We start from the raw sequence: 18989 nt of genomic DNA, 5'->3' as shown, positions 1-18989 counted from the left end.
TGTAAACACCGGACCGACACCCTATAACCACATCACGATAAAGGCTATTCGGATTTCTACGGGAATACCCGAATATTCACACAAAATCATTGAATTACAAATCAATAAAATCCAGGGACAACGCCTTTTCCTGCTTGTGGCGACGCCTTGACAGATTGACGACCAAGCCGAAAATTAGAGCGTTGACACTTTAATTCGCCTAGTATTTTCCCTAGGACTCGGACTGCCGTCCGACAAGGTCATCCGCGTCGCTCATCTTGCGCAACAGGTAGACGATAGCCACCCGCTCGGCGGGGTTGAGCCCGCCGAAAGTGCTTTGCGTGATCTGCTCGGCAAACGGCACCATTTCCTCGACCAGCGCACGCCCGTCGGGCGTGAGCGTCACCAGCACCTTGCGGCGGTCGGCCGGGTCGTGCGAGACGGCCAGCAGCTTGCGCGCCTTCAGGCGCTCGATGACCCCGCGCACGGTGGCCTGGTCGATGGCCGTCGCCTTGACCACGTCGACCAGCGAGCACGCGCCCTGGTCGCGCAACGCGCACAGCACCACGAACTGCGCCGCGGTCAGCTTGGAATCGGGAATGGTCTGCTGAAAGATCGCCACGTGGCGCTGGTAGGCGCGCCGCAACAAATGGCCGACCTGTTCGGAAAAATGATAAGGACCGGGCGGCACATCGGGTTTGTCCTGGGATGCGGGCATAGGCTCCTGCGGCGCGCCGCCGCCCCGCACCCCGCTCGCCGGCAAGGCACGCCACGGCAGTCCGCCTTCACCTCGAAAAGTCAAAGTGGCTGCGAAAAGTACGGCAAGTGTAAGGGCATACGGCCGGCCCTCAAACCCGTGGCAGGGCAAGCGCCGCAAGCGCGCGCCGCCCAAAGCAAAAAGCCGCCATGCACAAGGCATGGCGGCTTTTCATATTGGCGCGCCCGGCAGGATTCGAACCCACGACCCCTTGGTTCGTAGCCAAGTACTCTATCCAACTGAGCTACGGGCGCTGTAAAGAGGCGAAATTATACCGCGTTTTTTCAAACTGTCCAGCCGGCTTTTCAAACCGCCCGGCGGCGGGTGCGGCGATACAGGACCAGGCTGTCGCCCCAGCCGATCAGGGCCATCAACCCGGCGGCCCAGTTCAGCAGGTAGGCATGCCCGGCCATGGCATGCAGCAACGGCGCGTCGGAGACCCGCGCCGCCTCCGGCACCACGCCGTGGCCCACCAGCAACACCAACAGGGCCGCCAGCGTCCAGGTGGCCGCAGGGCCCCACCATTTGGCCGCGCGTCTCATAGATTTGCTCATTACACAATACGTCAGTGGATTTTTTTACAGCATACAAAAGATTGCCCTCATCCAAAAGTGCCATCTGAAGGATGGTGTAAGGGCGGTACGCCAAATGGCGCCCTATTCAAACCGTGGCGTCATTTCTAAGATGGCCTCCACCCCATCAATCGGCCACGTCCCCCGCGGATCTGGCGTTTTCGTAGAACGCTGTCCTATGAACAACGATCAAACCAGGCGTACCCGGCCCGCATCCGTGCGTGGCCTGCGGCGGACTCGGCTGCTGGTGGCGGGGCTGGCGTTCGTGGGCGCGGCAGCGGCAGCGGCCCCGTCGGTGCGGGACCAGGTGCAGGAGGCCAGCCGCAGCGGCGCGGCCAATCTGGCGCTGGACCTGGCCACCGAACACCGGGCGCTGTTCACGCCGCTGGAATATGCGCAGCTGCAGCATGCCGCGATCGCCCAGCGCCTGCGCTGGTCGCGCGCCGAAACCTGGAACCTGACCGGACCCGAGCGTTTCGCGACGCTGGACGCGGCGCTGGCCGATGGCTGGCAACTGCTCGACAGCCTGCCGCTGGCGCCCGAGTATGCGTCGCTGCGCACGGCGGTGATCAGCGACATGATCTACGGCCTGGGCCTGCGCGGCCGCTACGCGGACGCCATCAAGCTGTACGAGGGGCTGCGCGCCACCAATACGCCGGTGCACCCCTACGTGCTGGTTTCGGCCGGCAACGCCTACGCGTACGAGGAACGCTACGATGAGGCGATCGTCTGCTACGAAGAGGCGCTGGCCAAGGCCGGCCCGGGCGACATCGACCGCGTCCCGACCCAGGAGTCGCTGTTCTTCGCCTATATGGACCGCGGCCGCTACGAGGATGCCGAGCAGCTCTTGCAGCGCATCGAGAAAACCTCGCCGCAATACGTGGAGAACGCGCCGGTCGCCGAACGGCCCAATGAAGACTACGCCACGGCGCAGCGCCTGCGCGCGCAGTACCTGATGTATTCCGGCGAGACCGAGGCCGGCACGCTGGCCATCGACGCTCTGCAGCACGATGCCCCGTTCAGCTCGGGCCTGCGCAACGCGGCGGCCAGCGCCCGGCTGAGCGACGCCCGCCCGCGCGAGGCCAAGGCGGCGTTCACCACCGCGCTGGCCGAGCGGCCGGATGATATCCAGGCCATGACCGGCCTGGCGCGCGCCTCGATGGCGCTGCGCGAATATCCCGAAGCCGAGGCCATCGTCACCACGCTGTCCGAGCGCTTTCCCGAAAGCAGCAGCGTGCGCAATCTCCAGCGCGACTACGAGGTGTACCAGTCGCCGCTGCTGACCATGGATTTCGGCGGAGACATCGGCCACGGCGGCGACAACAGCAACAACGACAACTCCACCATCGCCAACCGCGAGTGGTCGCTCAACACCATGCTGTACACCAGCCCGATCTCGCACAACTACCGCCTGTTCTTCCACCAGTTCACCGGCTATGCGGACCTGGGCGACGGCCACAAGTCGCGGGTGCGCAACGGCGCCGGCCTGGAGTACCGCCGCGGCAGCATCGAGGCCTCGACCGAGCTGCACCAGTCCACCGGCCCGTCGGGCCGGTTCGGCGCCTCGGCCAATGTGGCCTGGCTGCCGTCGGACGGCTGGCGCCTGGCCGCCAACTTCGACAGCGACAGCAACGACCTGCCCTGGAAAGCCTACCGCGCCGGCATCCATGGCTGGAGCAGCGGCGTATCGGCGCGCTACCAGCCGACCGAGCGCACCTATTACGACGTGGCCTACCAGCTGCAGCACTACAGCGACTCGAATACCCGCCAGACCATCGGCGCCACCTGGTTCCAGAACCTGTGGACCGTGCCGCGCCACAGCGTCAGCACCTGGACCAGCGTGGCGTACTCGAACAACAGCAAGACCGACACCGAATGCTTCAGCCCCGACCACGACCTGACCGCGCAGGTCACCGCCATGTACGAATGGCGCCCGTGGCGCGACGGCCAGTACGCGTTCCGCCAGCGCGTCTACGCCACCGGCGGGGTCTACAACCAGGCCGAGCATGGCAACAGCGCCCTGTGGCAGCTGCGCCTGGAACAGGTCTGGGACCTGCCGCGCCAGACCAGCATCACCTATGGCGTGGGCTACGGCCGCCACAGCTATGACGGCGACCCGGAGAACCGCACCTTGTTCTATCTGACCCTGAACATTCCCTTCTGAGCACCATGACCGCCATGCATCGGACCCTGCTGAAATGGTTTGCCTGCTGCGCGCTGGGGCTGCTGATGCTGCCCGCGCGCGCTTACAAGGTGGACATGCTCCCGCCCCCCGATCCCGACGACGGCCTGACATTCCGGGTGCTGTGCATGCACGACGTGCGCGACAACCTGCGCGCCTCGTTTGCCGACATGCCCGATCAGTTCGCCATCGAGACGCGCACGCTGACCGATCTGTTCGAGTGGATACGCGTGAAGGGATTCAACCCCATCAGCATGCAACAGATCATCGATTCGCGCGCCGGCGTGCGCCCGCTGCCGCCGCGCCCCATCCTGCTGACCTTCGACGACGGCTACGCCAGCACCTACACCAAGGTGTTTCCCTTGCTGAAGAAATTCAACTATCCCGCGGTGGTCGCCGTCGTCACCAGCTGGACCGACGCGCCGGCCGGCACCAAGATCCGCCTCAGCCCCAAGATCGAAGTGCCGCACGACTTCTTCATGACCTGGGCGCAGCTGCGCGAAATGGCGCAGTCCGGCCTGGTCGAGCTGGCCTCCCACTCGCACAACCTGCACCGCGGCGTGCTGGCCAACCCGCAGGGCAACGAACAGCCCGCGGCGTCCTCGCGCCAGTACCTGCCGGCCAGCGGGCGCTACGAGAACGACGCCGAATATCGCGCCCGCGTGCGCCAGGATCTCAAGACCAGCGCCGACCTGATCCGCGAACACACCGGCGTGACCATCCGCTCCATCGTCTGGCCCTACGGCGCGCACAATCGCGACACCGACCAGGTGGCCGCCGAGGTGGGCCTGAACATCGGCCTGACGCTGCAGCCCGGCCCCAACACCCCCGACGTTTCGCTGACGCAGATCCGCCGCAGCCTGGTGGACTACGAGGTCAACGTCGCCACGGTCGCCCGCGCCATGCGCGAGCCGGTCAGCTACCACGGCCAGGTCCGCCCGATCGAGCGCATCGTGCAGGTCGACCTGGACTACATCTACGACCCCGACCCCGAGCAGCAGAACCGCAACCTCGGCCAGCTGATCGACCGCATGAAGGACCTGGCGCCCAGCGCCGTCTACCTGCAGGCCTTCGCCTATCCCAAGGGCGACGGCGACATCACCGAGGTGTACTTCCCCAACCGCCATCTGCCGATGCGCGCCGATCTGTTCAACCGCGTGGCCTGGCAGCTGAAGACCCGCGCCGGCGTGATGGTGTACGCCTGGCTGCCCGTGCTGACCTTCTCGGTGCCGCCCGGCAACCCGGCCTATGGCAAGGTGGTGCAGTCGACGACCCGCAAGCCCGGCGAGCGCGGCCTGGGCAGCCCGACCCGGCTCAGCCCTTTCCATCCCGACGCCCACCGCGTCATCAGCGAGATCTACGAAGACCTGGCCAAGGCGGCCCACTTCGACGGCCTGCTGTTCCACGACGACGCCGTGCTCGACGACACCGAGGACAGCAGCCCCGAGGCGCTGGCCACCTACCAGGGCTGGGGCCTGCCGCCCGATATCGCGGCGATACGCGCCGACCCCAAGCTGGCCCAGCAATGGTCCAAGGGCAAGATCCGCTACCTGATCGACTTCACGATGCACCTGCGCCATATCGTGTCCGGCTACCAGAACGACCGCGACATGGTGGTGGCGCGCAATCTCTACGCCCAGCCGGTGCTCGATCCCGTGTCGGAGGCCTGGTACGGCCAGAGCCTGCCGGAATTCCTCAAGAGCTACGATTTCGTGGCGCTGATGGCCATGCCCAACATGGAGGGCGCCGCGCGGCCCGAGCAATGGATGCGCCAGCTGGTGGCCGCCGTGGCGCGCCAGAAGGGCCTGGACCGCACCATCTTCGAGCTGCAGGCGCGCGACTGGCGCGTGGGCAAGCCGATCGACACCGAGATACTGCGCAAGCAGATGGTGCAATTGCGCAGCCTGGGCGCCATCAACTATGGCTACTACCCGGACGATTTCATCGCCAACCACCCTGACACCGAAGTGCTGCGCGACGTGATGTCGCTGAAGTCGACGCTGGAAAAGCGCCGCCTGACCAAGGCCCAGGAACTATCGCGCCAGACCACGCTGTACGGCAGTGCGTCGCAGGACGAGCCGACGCAGAGGTAGCCCATGAACGACTCCGTCAAGAGCGTGCTGTCCAGTTTCGTTTTCTATTACCCGTTCTTCATGTCGTATTTCTGGATCGTGGGCGGGCTGCTGCATTTCTTCCTGTTCGAGCAGGGACGCAAGCACCGCGCCACGCTGCTGCCGCGGGTGCCGCGCGTGGCCATCGTGGTGCCCTGCTACAACGAGGGCGAGAACGTGGCCGAGGTGATCGCGCACCTGGACCGCATGCACTACCCGAACTATCGCATCATCGCCGTCAACGACGGCAGCCGCGACAATACCGGCGCGCTGCTCAACGAGCTGGCCGAGCAGTATCCGCGCCTGCTGGTGGTGCACCAGAGCCGCAACGAGGGCAAGGCCATCGGCCTGAACACGGCCGCGCAGCTCAGCGACGCCGAGTTCCTGCTGTGCATCGACGGGGACTCGCTGCCCCACCCCGACTCGATCACCTACATGCTGACGCATTTCCTGCACGCCGGGCACGTCGGCGCGGTCACCGGCAACCCGCGCATCCGCAACCGCTCGACGGTGCTGGGCCGCATGCAGGTGGGCGAATTCTCGTCCATCGTGGGGCTGATCAAGCGCACCCAGCAGCTCTACGGCAAGCTGATGACCGTCTCCGGCGTCATGACCATGTTCCGCAAGCAGGCGCTGCACCAGGTCGGCTACTGGAGCCCCGACATGCAGACCGAGGACATCGATATCAGCTGGAAGCTGCAGCTGGCCGGCTGGACCCTGCGCTACGAACCGCGCGCGCTGACCTGGATCCTGATGCCCGAGACGTTCCGCGGGCTGTTCAAGCAGCGCTACCGCTGGGCGCGCGGCGGCATCGAGACCGCGCTGAAGTACGCCCCGCGCATGCTCAACCCGCGCCAGATCCTGATGTGGCCGATCTTCCTGGAGTTCAGCCTGAGCGTGCTATGGGCCTACGCCATGCTGTTCCTGATCTGCATGGCTGTGCTGGGCCAGTTCGTCGCGCTGCCGCCCGCCTGGCAGTTCGAGATATTCCCGCGCTGGCACGGCACGCTGCTGTTCCTGACCTGCCTGGCGCAGCTGTTCGCCGGCTGCATCGTCGACCGCGCCTACGATTACCGCATCTTCCGCTACTTCGCCGACGCCGTCTGGTATCCGATCGCGTTCTGGATCATCGGCATGATCACCACCGTCTTCGCGCTGCCGCGCGTCCTGTTTCGCCGAGCCCAAAGCCGGGCGCGGTGGGTAAGCCCCGACCGAGGAATCAAACATGAAAGCGTTGATCATTGATATAAGCGCGTCGCCGCTGCGCGAGTATGTGCACCAGCACGGGGTGGCCGATGGCTTGCTGTACGGCTGCTGGTACCGCATCGTGCGGCCCTTGCTGGTCATCCTGACCTGGGTCGCGTTCAGCCTGTACATCCATCACTCGCTGGTCACGGTGGGCGGCACCGCCGCGCAGATCGCCGAGCTGCTGGTCTATATCACGGTGGTCGCGACCATGGCGGCGGCGCTCACGGCCTGGATGATCGTCTGCCGCTTCCATGGCTGGATCCGCGCGCGCGACAACGAAGAGGTCGGCGTGGGGCTGGACCCGGAATACGCGCTGCCGCCGCGCTGGCCGCTGCCGGAAGGCGCCAACCGGCTGCTGGTCGACCATGACGAAGCCGGCGCCATCGTGCAGGTCAGCGCCTGGTACGTGCCGGCGGCGATCGAGCCGGTCGTGGCCGCCGCCATGGCGTCCGCGGTCATGCCGGAAGCGGCGCCGCTATCGGAGCCGGCGCCGGTCGCCGCCGCGCTGCCCGACGAAGCGGACGAACTGGCCGCCTGGAGCGGGCCGCCCATGCAGCGGCAACCCGACGGACGCATCGAGCCCACGCTGCACGACGGCCGCGCCTTGACCCTGTGAGCGCTCAGGCGAGCGCGGGGTAGTCCGTATAGCCGCGCTCGCCGCCGCCATAGAACGTATCGCGGTCGCCCTCGTTCAGCGCCGCGCCCTGGCGCAAGCGCGCCACCAGGTCGGGGTTGGCGATGAACGGCTTGCCGAACGCCACCAGATCGGCCTGCCCGCTGGACAGTTTCTGTTCGGCCAGGCTGATGTCGTAGCCGTTGTTCACCATCCAGGCGCCGGCGCCGCCGGCGGCGCGGTAGGCCGCCTTGAGCGCCGCGTAGTCGAACGGGGCCGGCCCCTGCTGGTAGGCGCGGTCGCCGCCGGTCGCCCCCTCGATCACGTGCACGTACGCCAGGCCGCGCCGCGCCAGCTCGCGCAGCACGTATTCGAACAAGGGCTGCGGCTGGTCGTCGTGCGCATCGTTGGCCGGCGTGACCGGCGAGAGCCGGATGCCGACGCGATCGGCGCCGACCTCGGCGCAGACCGCATCGAGCGCCCGCAGCAGCAGCCGCGCCCGGTTCTCGATCGAGCCGCCGTACGCGTCGTCGCGATGGTTGCTGCCCGAGCGCAGGAACTGGTCCAGCAGGTAGCCATTGGCGGCATGCAGCTCGACCCCGTCGAAACCATGGTCGATCGCGGCCCGCGCGGCGCGCCGGTAGTCCTCCACGATGCCCGGCAGCTCGTCCAGCGCCAGCGCGCGGGGCTCCGAGGTATCGGCGAACTGCCCCTTGCCCTGCGCATCGACCAGGTACGTGCGCGCCTGGGCGCGGATCGCCGAGGGCGCGACCGGCGCGCCCTGCCCCGGCTGCAGGGTGGTGTGCGAAATGCGCCCCACATGCCACAACTGCACCACGATCGTGCCGCCGGCCGCGTGCACCGCGTCCGTCACGCGCCGCCAGCCGGCCAGTTGTTCGGGCGCGTACAGCCCCGGCACGTCCGCGTAGCCCTGGCCCTGGTGGGAAATGGCGGTGGCTTCGGTGATGATCAGGCCGGCGCTGGCGCGCTGCACGTAGTAGGTGGCCGTCAGGGGCGGCGGCACGGCATTGGGCGAACGGTTGCGCGTCAACGGCGCCATCACGATGCGGTTGGCGAGCCGCAACTTGCCGGCGTTCAACGGTTGGAACAACGTGGACATGGATTACCTCTCGGATAAGCGGACGAATGGGGCGGACGACCGGCGGACGGCTTTACAGCTCGGCCTGCATGGTCTGGAGGAACTCGGCGATGCAGGCCTCATTGCGCTGGTAGAACACCCATTGGCCGACCCGGCGGCTGTGGATGAGACCGGCGCGCTGCAGGATGGCCAGATGCGTGGACACGGTGGATTGCGACAGGCCGCAGCGCTCGAACTGGCCGGCGCACACGCCCAGCTCCAGCGGGTGCTCCTGCTGCGGGAAATGCCGCTGCGGCTCCTTGAGCCAGGCCAGGATATTGCGCCGCGCCGGATGCGCCAGCGCCTTGAGAATGTCTTCGGTATTGATGGCCATGCGAGTGCCTCATCATGAACCCGCATCATATATCGAAAAATCTAGATATACAGATATATCGATATAACAGCAGGGTTTTACGCCGGCGCGACGCAGCCGGGGCGGCCCGCGCCGCCCGCGTGCGCTTAGCGCACAGATTGCCGATGTACGGGCAGGATCGGCGCGCCGCTCCTACGATGGCCACTCCCGCAACCGAACGAGACTGCCATGACCCGACCCAGCGACATCAAGCCCCGCGAAGGGGACACGCCAGGCACCCCCTATGCCGCCTTCGTCGAAGGCGCCGCGCTGGGCCCCGTGTCCTTCGACATCACCCCGGCCATCGTCCAGGAGTATTTCGAGGCGTCCCAGGCCGATCCCGCCCTGTACCGGGTGGACGTCCGCCAGGCCGCCGCGCCCAACGTCATCCTGCCTTACATGACCGTGCCGGTGTACCAGACCTACCCGCCGATCCAGGGCATCGTGATGGCCGAACTGGAAATGTCCTGGCACCGCCCGATCTGGGCCGACGAGACCACCCGCGTGACCGCCACCGGCACGATCCTACGCAAGTTCGAGAAGCGCGGCCGCCGCTACGTGCAATGGGAAGGCCGTTTCCGCGGCGCGGACGGCCAGCCCATCGCCACCTTGCTCAACACCTTCCACGTCCCGGAGTAAGCCCGCATGCAACGCACACTCGACATCACCCAGGCCATGATCGACGGCTACGGCCGCATCAACGGCGACAACGACATCATCCACTACGACCACGACTACGCGGTGCAGCGCGGCTTTCGCGGCACCCTGCTGCACGGCCCGCACATGACCGCGCTGGCCGCCGACCTGGGCGCGCGCCGCTATGCGAGCGACTGGCTGTACCGCGGCAAGCTGCACACGAAATGGATCGGTCCGGTCTGCCCGGGCGACACCTTCGTCGCCGCGCTGAACGAACAGGGCGAGATCGAGGCCGTGTCCGGCGGCAAGACCGTGATGGTCGGCAGCGCCTCGCTGGCCGACTGAAGGAGAGGCGCCCGTGCAACCGCCCCGGCAGCTCGCGGCCGCCGACCTCGCCGTCGGCCAGGTCGTCGCGCAACGGGAAATCCGCCTGGACGCCCAGGCCTTTGCGCAATTCGCCGCGCTCACGGGCGATGCCCATCCGATTCACTACGATGCCGGCTACGCGCAACGCCAGGGGCTGCGCGCGCCGATCGCGCACGGCCTGCTGCTGGTGGCCATCAGCGCGCTCGGCGCCACGCCGCTGTCGGCGCAGTTGCACGACGCCATGGTCGCGATGGTGGACGTCGAGGCGGTGTTCATGCGTCCGGTGTACGTGGACGAAACGGTGCAGTGCGTCTACCGGGTCGCGCAGATCGAGCACGTCGCCAAGGGCCGCTCGAAGACCACGATAGAAGTCTCCATCCACACGACGGACGCCCCTCCCGACGCGGCGCGCCAGGCGCACTGCGTGGTCCACCTGACGTTTCTCTTGAAAACCCACCTCCAGGGGTAACCCATGCATTCCAGTCTGCAGGCCGTGCTGCCGCCCGGCGCCAATCCGAACTCGACCTTCTCGCCCGCGGTCCGGGCGGGCGGATTCCTCTATATCTCGGGCATGACGGCGCTCAACGAACAGCGCGAGATCGTCGGCGTGGGCGATATCGCCGCGCAGGCGCGCTACATCTACCAGAAGATCGCCGCCATCCTCGCCCAGGCCGGCGGGAACCTGAGCCAGGTCGTCGAAACCGTCGACTACGTCACGACCTTCGACGGCTACGGCCAGACCGCCGACGTGCGCCGCGAAGTCTTCGGCGCGGGGCCGTTTCCGGCCGCCACCGGCGTGCTGGTCAGCGGCCTGGTGCGTCCGGCGGCGCTGATCGAGATCCGCGCCGTCGCCTATCTGGGCTGATCCCGCGACGCACGTCCCGCGGCATGTCCGCCTGTCATACCGAAGCAGTTCAACAAAGGAGAAACACCATGAAGTGGATAGCCTCCATGGCGCTGGCGTTGTGCGCCGGCGGCGCGTTTGCCGCCGATTACCCGGCTCGCCCCATCACGCTGATCGTTCCGTATGGCCCGGGCGGCACCAACGACATCCTGGCGCGCGCCATCGCCAACAAGATATCGCCCACGCTGGGCCAGACGGTCGTGGTCAACAACCGTCCGGGCGCCGGCGGCAACATCGGCGCCCAGCAGGTCGCCACCGCCGAACCCGACGGCTATACCCTGCTGCTGGCCTCCTCCGGGGTCTTCGCGGTCAACAAGTGGCTCTACCGCAGCCTGCGCTACGACCCCGCCCAGGCCTTCGCGCCGGTCATCCTGGCCGGCAGCGTGCCCAATGTGCTGATCGTCGACACGGAGGTCCCCGCCAAGACCCTGCCGGAACTGGTCAAGTACGCCAAGTCCGCGCAGCCCAGCCTGAACTACGCGTCGATGGGCACGGGCACCAGCGGACACCTGTGCGCCGAGCTGTTCAAGGCGCAGGCCGGCATCGAGGCCGAACATATCGCCTATCCGGGCAGCGCCGCCGCGCTGACCGCCCTGCTGGGGCACCAGGTGCAGCTGATGTGCGACAACCTGCCCACGGCCTTGCCGCAGATCAAGGCCGGCCGGGCCCGCGCCCTGGCCGTCAGCAGCGCCGAGCGGGCGCCCCTGCTGCCCGATACGCCGACCGTGGCCGAATCCGGCTTCCCCGGCTTCGACGCCACCGCCTGGTTCGGCATCGCCGCGCCGGCCGGCACGCCCGCGCCCATCGTCGAACGCCTGAACAAGGAAATCAACGCCGCCCTGCAGGCGCCGGATGTCGCGCGCATTCTCGGCGAGCAGGGCGTCAGCTTCCGCCCGAACACGCCGGCGCAGTTCAGCCAGTTCATCAGCGCCGAGTCCGCCAAATGGCGCGACGTGATCGAGCGCACGGGTTCGAGGGCCGACTGAATGAGCACACTCGCGGACAATGCCCCCCGCATGGCCGGCGCCGGCGACTGGATCGACGCCGCGCTGGCGCCGCGCTCGGTCGCCATCGTGGGCGCCTCCGACAACCCCGAGAAAATCGGCGGCCGGCCGATCAAGTACATGCTGCAGCACGGCTACCAGGGCCGCATCCTGCCGATCAACCCCGGCCGCGACCGGGTCCAGGGCATCGCCGCCTGGCACAGCCTGGACGCGGTGAACGTCCCGATCGACATGCTGCTCGTCTGCGTGGCCGGCGAGGCCGCGGTGCAGGCCGTGCGGGACGGCGCGCGGCTGGGCGTGCGCGTATGCGTCGTCATCTCGTCCGGGTTCGCGGAAACCGGCGAACCCGGACGGCAGGCGCAGAAGCACATGAAGGCGGCCGCCGCGGCGGCCGGCATGCGCCTGCTGGGGCCGAACACCCAGGGCCTGGCCAATTTCAGCAACGGCGCCCTGGCGACCTTCGCCACCCTGCTGGGCGAGGTTGCCCCCGCCGACGGGCCGGTGGCCGTCATCAGCCAGAGCGGCGCGATGAGCATGGTCCCGTACGCGCACCTGCGCGCCGAAGGCATCGGCGTGCGCTACTCGGTCGCCACCGGCAACGAATGCGACCTCAACGTCGCGGACTTCACCGAGGCGGTGCTGCGCGACCCCGAAGTCAGGCTGATCCTGCTCTACATGGAAAGCCTGCCCGCGCCCGCCACCCTGGCGCGCGCGGCCGCGCTGGCGCGTTCGCGCCAGGTGCCCGTGCTGGCCCTGAAGGCCGGCGTTTCGCCGCAAGGCCTGCAGGCCGCGCAATCGCACACCGGCGCCATCGCCACCGAGGACAAGGCGCTGGACGCCTGGTTCCGCCAGCATGGCATCCTGCGCGTGCCCGACGCGCGCAGCCTGGTCATGGGCGCGCAATTGCTGCTGCGCTGCGGCCATCTGCCCGGCAACCGCCTGGCCATCCTCAGCAACTCGGGCGCGGCCTGCGTCACCGGCGCCGATGCCGCCGAGCGGCATGGACTGCAGGTCCCGCCCCTGCCGGCCGAGACGCGCGCCCGCATCGACGCCGTGCTGCCCGGCTTCGCCAGCAGCCTGAACCCCATCGACCTCACGGCGGCCCTGCTGAGCAACAACCACCTGTTCGGCCAGGTGCTGCCCATCCTGGCCTCGGCGCGCGCCTGCGACGCGCTGTTCATCACCCTGCCCATGTCCGGCAAGGGATACGACACGGATCAATTCGCCCGCGACGCGGCCGCCTTCACCGCCGAGACGGGCCTGCCGGTGGTGGTCAGCTGCCCGCTGGCCGCCAGCCGCCGGATTTTCGCGCAGGCCGGCCTGGCCACCTTCGAGCACGACGAGGACGCGCTGGCCGCCCTGGGCCAGCTGGCGCGCCTGTCCGGCCTGCGCGAGACCGCGCTGCGGCTGGCGCGGCCAGCGCCGCACGCGCCCGCCGCGCCGGTGCCGCGCACGGCGGGCCTGCTGTCCGAGGCCGACAGCCTGGAACAGATCGAAGCCATCGGCATCCGTACCGCGCCATGGCGCCTGTGCCTGGACGCCGACAGCATGGGCTCGGCGCTCGGCAGCCTGCCCGGCCCCTGGGCGGTCAAGGCCTGCTCGGCGCAGATTCCGCACAAATCGGAATACGGGCTGGTACACCTGGGCATCGCCGACGAACAGCGCGCGCGGGCGCTGTTTCCCGTGTTGCGGCAGGAAGTGCTGGGCATGGGCAAATCGTTCGACGGCGTGATCGTCGCGCCCATGGTCAAGCCCCGGCGCGAATTCATGATCGGGGCGCGCTGGGACAGCCAGTTTGGCTGTATCGTCATCGTTGGCGACGGCGGCAAGTATGTCGAGGCCATGCCCGATGTCGCCACGCTGGTGTATCCGTTCGACCAGGCCCATGCCGAGGAATGCCTGCGCAAGCTGCGCGTGGCCGCGCTCTTTGACGGCGTGCGCGGCGAGAATCCGCTGCCCGTGCAGGAGCTCGCCCATGCCGCCACCCGCCTGGGAGCCTGGCTGCATGCGCAACAGGGCGCCGTGGCCTCGGTAGACATCAACCCACTCATCGCCGGCCCGGATGGCAGGCTGTATGCCGCCGACGCGCTGGTCGAGATCTAGGCGACGCCATGGCTGAATCCAGGCAGGAAGACTATTTCATCAATGGCCTGGCCAAGGGGCTGGCCATCATCCAGGCGTTCAACAACGAGGCGCGCGCCCTGACCCTGGCCGAGGCGGCCTATCGCACCGGGCTGAGCCGGGCCGCCGCCCGGCGCGTGCTGCTGACCCTGGTCGAGCTGGGCTTCGCGGCGCGCTGCGGCGATCGCCACTTCGCGCTCACGCCGCGCGTACTGTCGCTGGGCTATGCCTACCTGTCGTCCATGCCCCTGTGGCGCTTCGCCGAACCCGTGCTGGAAGCGCTGGTGGAAGAACTGCGCCAGACCTGCAGCATCGCCGCGCTGGACGGCACCGAGCTGGGCTACGTCGCCCGCATCCCGCTGCACCGCACCCTCAACCAGGGCCTGTCGATCGGCTCGCGCATTCCCCTGTACTGCCATTCGGCCGGGCGGGTCCTGCTGTCCGGCTTCACCCCGGAACAACTGGAGAGCTATCTGCACACCGCCGAACTGCGGCCGCTGACCGCCCGCACGGTGACCGAGCGGACCGCCCTGCGCGACATCATCCAGGAGGTCCGGCGGCGCGGCTATGCATGGAGCTGCGGCGAGGTCGAGGACCATACCACCGGACTGTCCGTGCCGATCTTCCAGCACGGCCGCCTGATCGCCGCGCTGAACGTCAGCCGCATGCACTCGGCCGACGACGAAAGCCTGTGATGCGGCAGCTACCTGCAATCGCTGCGCCGCGCCGCGGGCCGCCTGACCGCGGCGCTGTCGGTGGACCACAACCCGCGCATCGTCCGCATGGAGCGCAGCCCGGACTGCCCCGCCACCCTTCCCGCCACCGGCGGGGAACCCTGTCTGCCCGCCAAGCCATAAACCTGCTCTCGCCCATCGACATCGCCGGCATCGCGCTGCGCAACCGCATCGCCGTGGCCCCCATGTCGCGCACGCAAGCCGACGCGCATGGCCATCCCGCCGCCGAAACGGCCGCCTACTATGCCCGTTACGCGCGCCATGGCGCCGGACTGGTCATCACCGAAGCGCTGTACACCGCCGGCCCCGCCGCGCGGGCCTACTTCAACCAGCCCGGGCTGGCCAGCGAGGCGCAGGCCGAGCATTGGCGCGCCGCGGTGCGCGCCGTCCACCAGGAAGGCGGCCGCGTCATCGCGCAGTTGCAGCATGCCGGCAAGCTGGCCGAGCCGGGCCTGCACGCCCGCCCGCTGGGCCTGGTCGACGGCGCGGCGCAGGGCCTGTCGTGGCAGACCCAACAGCCCAATGCGCCCGCCCACGCCGCCACCGCCGAAGAGATCGAGCGCATCATCGAGGGCTTCGCGCTGTCGGCGCGCCTGGCGCACTACGCCGGATTCGACGGCGTGGAAATCCACGGCGCCCGCGGCTACCTGGTCAACGATTTCCTCAGCGCCTACAACGTGCGCGACGACGAATGGGGCGCCGACCGCGCCCGCATCGCCGAGGCCGTGCTGCGCGCGGTGCGGCAAGCCTGCCCGCTGCCCATCGGATTCAATTACTCCATCTACAAGATGGACGAATACCGCTACCAGCCGCCCGGCGGCGGCGCCGAGATCGCGGCGCTGCTGGCCCGCCTGTGCCAGGCGGGCGCCGACATCCTGCACATCAGCAGCCGCCGCGTCCTCAAGCCCGAGCCATGGGGCGGACTGCTGGCGCAGCTGGCGCGCGCGGCCGCTCCGAAAGCGCTGATGGTCAACGGCGGCCTGGCCACGCTGCAGGATTGCGAAACCGTGCTCGCGGCCACGCAGGCGGACCTGGTCTCGCTGGCCCGCCCCTTCCTGGCCAACCCCGACTGGCTGGCGCGCAGCCTGGCGGGCGAACCCCTGCGCGCCTACGAACCCGGCATGGAGCAGCGCCCCCTGCTCGATTGAGCCGGCGGCTGGCCCACGGCCAGGCGCGGGGCGCCTGGCCCCGCATGGGAAGCGGCACCTGCGGCAAGGGTGCCTGTCCCCATCGGGACAGGCACCCCTGTCAACACCATGCACGCTTGACCGCCAAAGCGGCCTCTGCCCCGCACCGGACAGGCGCAAAAAAGCGGCTTGAGAATGTCTTCTCAAGCCGCTTCGGTACTGCTTGCCGGCTGCAGGAGCGCAAAAAGCGCAAACGGCAACCGTAAATGTGGCGCGCCCGGCAGGATTCGAACCCACGACCCCTTGGTTCGTAGCCAAGTACTCTATCCAACTGAGCTACGGGCGCTGTAAAGAGAAAAGATTATAGCAGGCTTTTTACAAGGTTGTAAAACAGGCGCCGCCGGCCTGCCCGCCTGTAAGGGACGGATCAGTCGGCGGCCTCCAGCAGGCTGACCGCCGCCGCGTCCAGGCCCACCGATACGAGGTCGTCCTGGCGCAGGGCCGCGCCGGCGCCGGCCACGGCTTCGGCGAACAGCGCCGTGCCGCGCGGCGTGCGCAGCAGATAGTTCATCAGGTTGCCCGCATAGCTGATGGCCTCCACCTTGGCGGCCAGCCCCTGGCGCCCGGCGGCGTCCAGGCGCATCTGGTGCGGCCGCACCACCAGGCTGACCGCCTCGCCCGGCGCATACTGGCGCCGCGGCTTGGGCACCTCCAGCACGCCGCCCTCGTACTCGACCGCCACGCCGTCGGCGCCGGCCTGGCGCACCTTGCCGGCCAGCACATTGCTGCGTCCCAGGAAGCCGGCGACGAACAGATTGGCCGGCCGCTCGTAGAGTTCGGTGGGCGAGCCGATCTGGGCGATGCCGCCTTCGTTGAAGATGGCGATGCGGTCGGACATGGACAGCGCCTCTTCCTGGTCGTGCGTCACGTACAGGAACGAGGCGCCGGACTCCTTGTTCAGCTTGCGCAGCTCCCATTGCAGATCGGCGCGCAGCTTCTTGTCCAGCGCCGACAGCGGCTCGTCCAGCAGCAGGATGCGCAGGTCGTAGACCAGCGCGCGGGCCAGCGCCACGCGCTGCTGCTGGCCGCCCGACAGCTGGCGCGGATAGCGCGCGCCGTAGCTGCCCAGCTGCACCTGCTCGAGCGCCTGCTGGGCGCGCCGGCGCGCCTGCTCGCGGCCGACGCCGCGTATCGCCAGCGGAAAGCGCACGTTCTGCTCCACCGTCATGTGGGGAAACAGCGCATAGCCCTGGAACACCATGCCAAAGCCGCGCGCCTCGGGCGCCTGTCCGGTGATCGAGGCGCCCTGGTAGAGAATGTCGCCCGAGGTCGGCGCGACGAACCCGGCGATCGACATCAGGGTGGTCGTCTTGCCCGACCCGGACGGACCGAGCAGGGTCAGGAACTCGCCCGCGCCCAGCTCGAAATCGACGCCGCGCAGCGCCTGGAATGCGCCAAAGCGCTTGTTCAGCGCGCGCACGCGCAGCAAAGGCGTCGGCGTAGTGGCCGCAGCGGTCATGACAGCTCCTGTTTTTGTCGATGGTGGGCCAGCAGCCGTTCGGCGCACAGGCGGATGAAGGTAATGACGATCATCAGCGTCGCCACCGCCGCGATCGTGGGGTCGACGTTCTCGTTGATGCCGTCCCACATGGCGCGCGGCAGCAGATAGACGTTGCGGGTCGTCACGAACAACAGCACCACCAGCTCGTCCCACGACACGATGAAGGCGAAGATGGCGCCGGAGACAAGTCCGCTGCGCACGCCCGGCAGGGTGATGCGCCACAGCACCTGCCAGGGCCGCGCGCCCATCGAGCGCGCGGCCTGCTCCAGGCGCGGATCGAAGTTGGCCAGCGCCGAACCGACCGAGACGAATACGAAGGGCATGGCGGCCACGACGTGGGCGATGACCACTCCGGTGAACGTGTCGAGCAGGCCCAGGTCGATGTACAGGCGGTAATACGCCAGCGCGCCCACGATGGTCGGCACGATCAGCGGCAGCAGCGCCAGCAGGCGCACCAGCGCCCCCAGCCGTGCGCCCAGCCGCCATGCGCCGATGGCCGCGGCCGCGCCCAGCAAGGTGGCCGCCAGCGTGGACACCGCCGATACCGCCACGCTTTGCAGCAGGCTGCCGCGCCACACCGGGCTGTCCACCAGTTGGCGGTAGTGCTGCCACGACCATGACTCGGCCGGGAACGACAGATAGGAGCGGTCGGTGAACGACACCGGGATCACCACCAGCGCCGGCAGGAACAGAAAGGCCAGCACCAGCGCCGCCACCACCGCCGCCGCGGCGAACCACCATGAGGGTCGCACGCTCATGGCGCACCGAACAGCGACGGCACGCGCACCACGCGCGACACCAGCACCAGGCTCATGATCACCGCCACCAGCAGCGTGGCCGCGAAGGCGGTCGAGATGCCCCAGTTCATGGTCTCGCTGATACCGAATTCTATGTATTGCGCCACCATCACGGTCTTGCCTCCTCCAAGCAGCGCGGGCGTAATGAAGAACCCGAGCGAAAAGATGAACACCAGCACGCCGGCGGCCAGCACGCCCGGCAGCGACAGCGGCAGGTAGACGCGCAGGAAGGTCGCGACCGGCCCCGCGCCCAGCGCCCGCGCAGCCGCCATCAGCGAGCGGTCGATACCCAGCATGTTGGTCAGCATGGGCAGCACGGCATAGGGAATCATGTAATGGACCATGCCGATCAGCACGCCGGTTTCGTTGCGCAGCAGCGCCAGCGGGCTGTCGATCACGCCCAGCGCCATCAGCGTGGCGTTGACCGGTCCTTCCCTGGCCAGCAGCAGCACCCAGGCGAAGGCGCGCACCAGCACCGACAGCCAGAACGGCACCAGCAGGCCGATGATCATCCAGCTGCGCATGCGCGGCGACGAATTGGCCATCACATAGGCCAGCACATAGCCCAGGCCCAGGGCGATCAGCGTGGTCCAGGCGCAGATGCGCGCCGTGGTCGCCATGATCTTCAGGTACAGCGGCTCGGTGAACAGCGCCGCGTAATTGCCCAGGCCGGCATGCGGCTCGGTGAAGCTGATGGCCAGGATGCGCAGCACCGGCAGCAGGAACATCCCGCCTATCAGTACCGCGGCCGGCAGCACCAGCAAGGCTGGCAGGGATCGTCGCATGG

The 18989-nt window shown here is 68.3% G+C and carries 19 protein-coding genes and 2 tRNA genes; 12 read left to right on the top strand and 9 right to left on the bottom strand.

The genetic code is table 11. The features are described from left to right. Positions 1 to 211: 211 nt before the first annotated feature. The 3 genes from bpsR to BN118_RS04865 form a co-directional block, all read right to left on the bottom strand. Positions 212 to 697: a MarR family transcriptional regulator BpsR gene (bpsR, locus tag BN118_RS04875; RefSeq protein ID WP_003820159.1), complete on the bottom strand. Its 486-nt coding sequence runs from the start codon at positions 695 to 697 to the stop codon at positions 212 to 214. A 216-nt stretch (positions 698 to 913) separates the two neighbouring features. Then, positions 914 to 990: transfer RNA gene (locus BN118_RS04870), tRNA-Arg, on the bottom strand. 51 nt (positions 991 to 1041) lie between these two features. Continuing rightward, positions 1042 to 1278, bottom strand: coding sequence for a membrane protein (locus tag BN118_RS04865; RefSeq protein ID WP_010930652.1), 237 nt, complete (start codon positions 1276 to 1278; stop codon positions 1042 to 1044). 208 nt (positions 1279 to 1486) lie between these two features. On the opposite strand from BN118_RS04865, the gene pgaA reads away from it, so the two are divergent. Genes pgaA through BN118_RS04845 form a run of 4 tightly spaced genes read left to right on the top strand, consistent with a single transcriptional unit; the run spans position 1487 to position 7465 of the window. Then, positions 1487 to 3472 carry a poly-beta-1,6 N-acetyl-D-glucosamine export porin PgaA gene (pgaA, locus tag BN118_RS04860; protein ID WP_014905575.1) on the top strand — a complete coding sequence of 662 codons (1986 nt, stop codon included), beginning with the start codon at positions 1487 to 1489 and terminating at the stop codon, positions 3470 to 3472. A 5-nt stretch (positions 3473 to 3477) separates the two neighbouring features. After that, the gene (gene pgaB, locus BN118_RS04855) at positions 3478 to 5583 is read left to right on the top strand and encodes a poly-beta-1,6-N-acetyl-D-glucosamine N-deacetylase PgaB (RefSeq protein WP_014905574.1); all 2106 of its coding nucleotides are present in this window, start codon (positions 3478 to 3480) and stop codon (positions 5581 to 5583) included. 3 nt (positions 5584 to 5586) lie between these two features. Then, positions 5587 to 6846, top strand: a complete 1260-nt coding sequence (pgaC, locus tag BN118_RS04850; RefSeq protein ID WP_003820153.1) for a poly-beta-1,6-N-acetyl-D-glucosamine synthase — start codon at positions 5587 to 5589, stop codon at positions 6844 to 6846. Then, the gene (locus BN118_RS04845; RefSeq protein WP_015041299.1) at positions 6827 to 7465 is read left to right on the top strand and encodes a hypothetical protein; all 639 of its coding nucleotides are present in this window, start codon (positions 6827 to 6829) and stop codon (positions 7463 to 7465) included. The genes pgaC and BN118_RS04845 overlap by 20 nt, the downstream gene beginning before the upstream one ends. A gap of 4 nt (positions 7466 to 7469) precedes the next feature. On the opposite strand, the gene BN118_RS04840 is transcribed toward BN118_RS04845, so the two are convergent. Beyond that, a complete protein-coding gene (locus tag BN118_RS04840) occupies positions 7470 to 8582 on the bottom strand; it encodes an alkene reductase (protein ID WP_014905573.1) in 1113 nt (370 codons plus the stop codon). Between the two features lie 52 nt (positions 8583 to 8634). Beyond that, positions 8635 to 8934 (bottom strand): ArsR/SmtB family transcription factor, encoded by a 300-nt coding sequence (locus tag BN118_RS04835; RefSeq protein WP_003820151.1) that lies wholly within the window; start codon positions 8932 to 8934, stop codon positions 8635 to 8637. Positions 8935 to 9141: 207 nt separating this feature from the next. Between BN118_RS04835 and BN118_RS04830 the strand changes: the two genes are divergently transcribed. The 8 genes from BN118_RS04830 (at position 9142) to BN118_RS04795 (ending at position 15865) form a co-directional block, all read left to right on the top strand. Next, on the top strand, positions 9142 to 9591 hold the full coding sequence (locus BN118_RS04830) for a hotdog family protein (protein ID WP_010930647.1): 450 nt from the start codon (positions 9142 to 9144) through the stop codon (positions 9589 to 9591). A gap of 6 nt (positions 9592 to 9597) precedes the next feature. Next, positions 9598 to 9933 (top strand): MaoC family dehydratase, encoded by a 336-nt coding sequence (locus BN118_RS04825; RefSeq protein WP_003820150.1) that lies wholly within the window; start codon positions 9598 to 9600, stop codon positions 9931 to 9933. A gap of 13 nt (positions 9934 to 9946) precedes the next feature. After that, on the top strand, positions 9947 to 10423 hold the full coding sequence (locus BN118_RS04820; protein WP_010930646.1) for a MaoC family dehydratase: 477 nt from the start codon (positions 9947 to 9949) through the stop codon (positions 10421 to 10423). A 3-nt stretch (positions 10424 to 10426) separates the two neighbouring features. Beyond that, complete coding sequence (locus BN118_RS04815) at positions 10427 to 10819, top strand: RidA family protein (RefSeq protein WP_003820147.1); 393 nt, start codon at positions 10427 to 10429, stop codon at positions 10817 to 10819. Continuing rightward, positions 10819 to 11844, top strand: coding sequence for a Bug family tripartite tricarboxylate transporter substrate binding protein (locus tag BN118_RS04810; RefSeq protein ID WP_076879641.1), 1026 nt, complete (start codon positions 10819 to 10821; stop codon positions 11842 to 11844). The genes BN118_RS04815 and BN118_RS04810 overlap by 1 nt, the downstream gene beginning before the upstream one ends. Then, complete coding sequence (locus tag BN118_RS04805; RefSeq protein ID WP_014905572.1) at positions 11845 to 13965, top strand: acetate--CoA ligase family protein; 2121 nt, start codon at positions 11845 to 11847, stop codon at positions 13963 to 13965. A gap of 8 nt (positions 13966 to 13973) precedes the next feature. Then, entirely contained in the window at positions 13974 to 14678 is a 705-nt protein-coding gene (locus BN118_RS04800) for an IclR family transcriptional regulator domain-containing protein (protein ID WP_019247348.1), read from the top strand. Between the two features lie 158 nt (positions 14679 to 14836). Next, on the top strand, positions 14837 to 15865 hold the full coding sequence (locus BN118_RS04795) for an NADH:flavin oxidoreductase (RefSeq protein ID WP_010930643.1): 1029 nt from the start codon (positions 14837 to 14839) through the stop codon (positions 15863 to 15865). A gap of 248 nt (positions 15866 to 16113) precedes the next feature. On the opposite strand, the gene BN118_RS04790 is transcribed toward BN118_RS04795, so the two are convergent. From BN118_RS04790 to BN118_RS04775, 4 genes are all read right to left on the bottom strand, one after another. Further along, a tRNA-Arg gene (locus BN118_RS04790) sits at positions 16114 to 16190 on the bottom strand. Between the two features lie 81 nt (positions 16191 to 16271). Beyond that, positions 16272 to 17363 carry an ABC transporter ATP-binding protein gene (locus BN118_RS04785; RefSeq protein WP_010930642.1) on the bottom strand — a complete coding sequence of 364 codons (1092 nt, stop codon included), beginning with the start codon at positions 17361 to 17363 and terminating at the stop codon, positions 16272 to 16274. Next, a complete protein-coding gene (locus BN118_RS04780; protein ID WP_010930641.1) occupies positions 17360 to 18163 on the bottom strand; it encodes an ABC transporter permease in 804 nt (267 codons plus the stop codon). Before BN118_RS04780 ends, BN118_RS04785 begins: the two co-directional genes overlap by 4 nt. Further along, positions 18160 to 18987, bottom strand: coding sequence for an ABC transporter permease (locus tag BN118_RS04775; protein ID WP_003810039.1), 828 nt, complete (start codon positions 18985 to 18987; stop codon positions 18160 to 18162). The genes BN118_RS04780 and BN118_RS04775 overlap by 4 nt, the downstream gene beginning before the upstream one ends. Positions 18988 to 18989 lie beyond the last annotated feature (2 nt).

This window comes from Bordetella pertussis 18323, assembly GCF_000306945.1.
Lineage (GTDB): Bacteria > Pseudomonadota > Gammaproteobacteria > Burkholderiales > Burkholderiaceae_B > Bordetella > Bordetella pertussis.
This window is presented reverse-complemented; position numbering and strand designations above follow the sequence as displayed.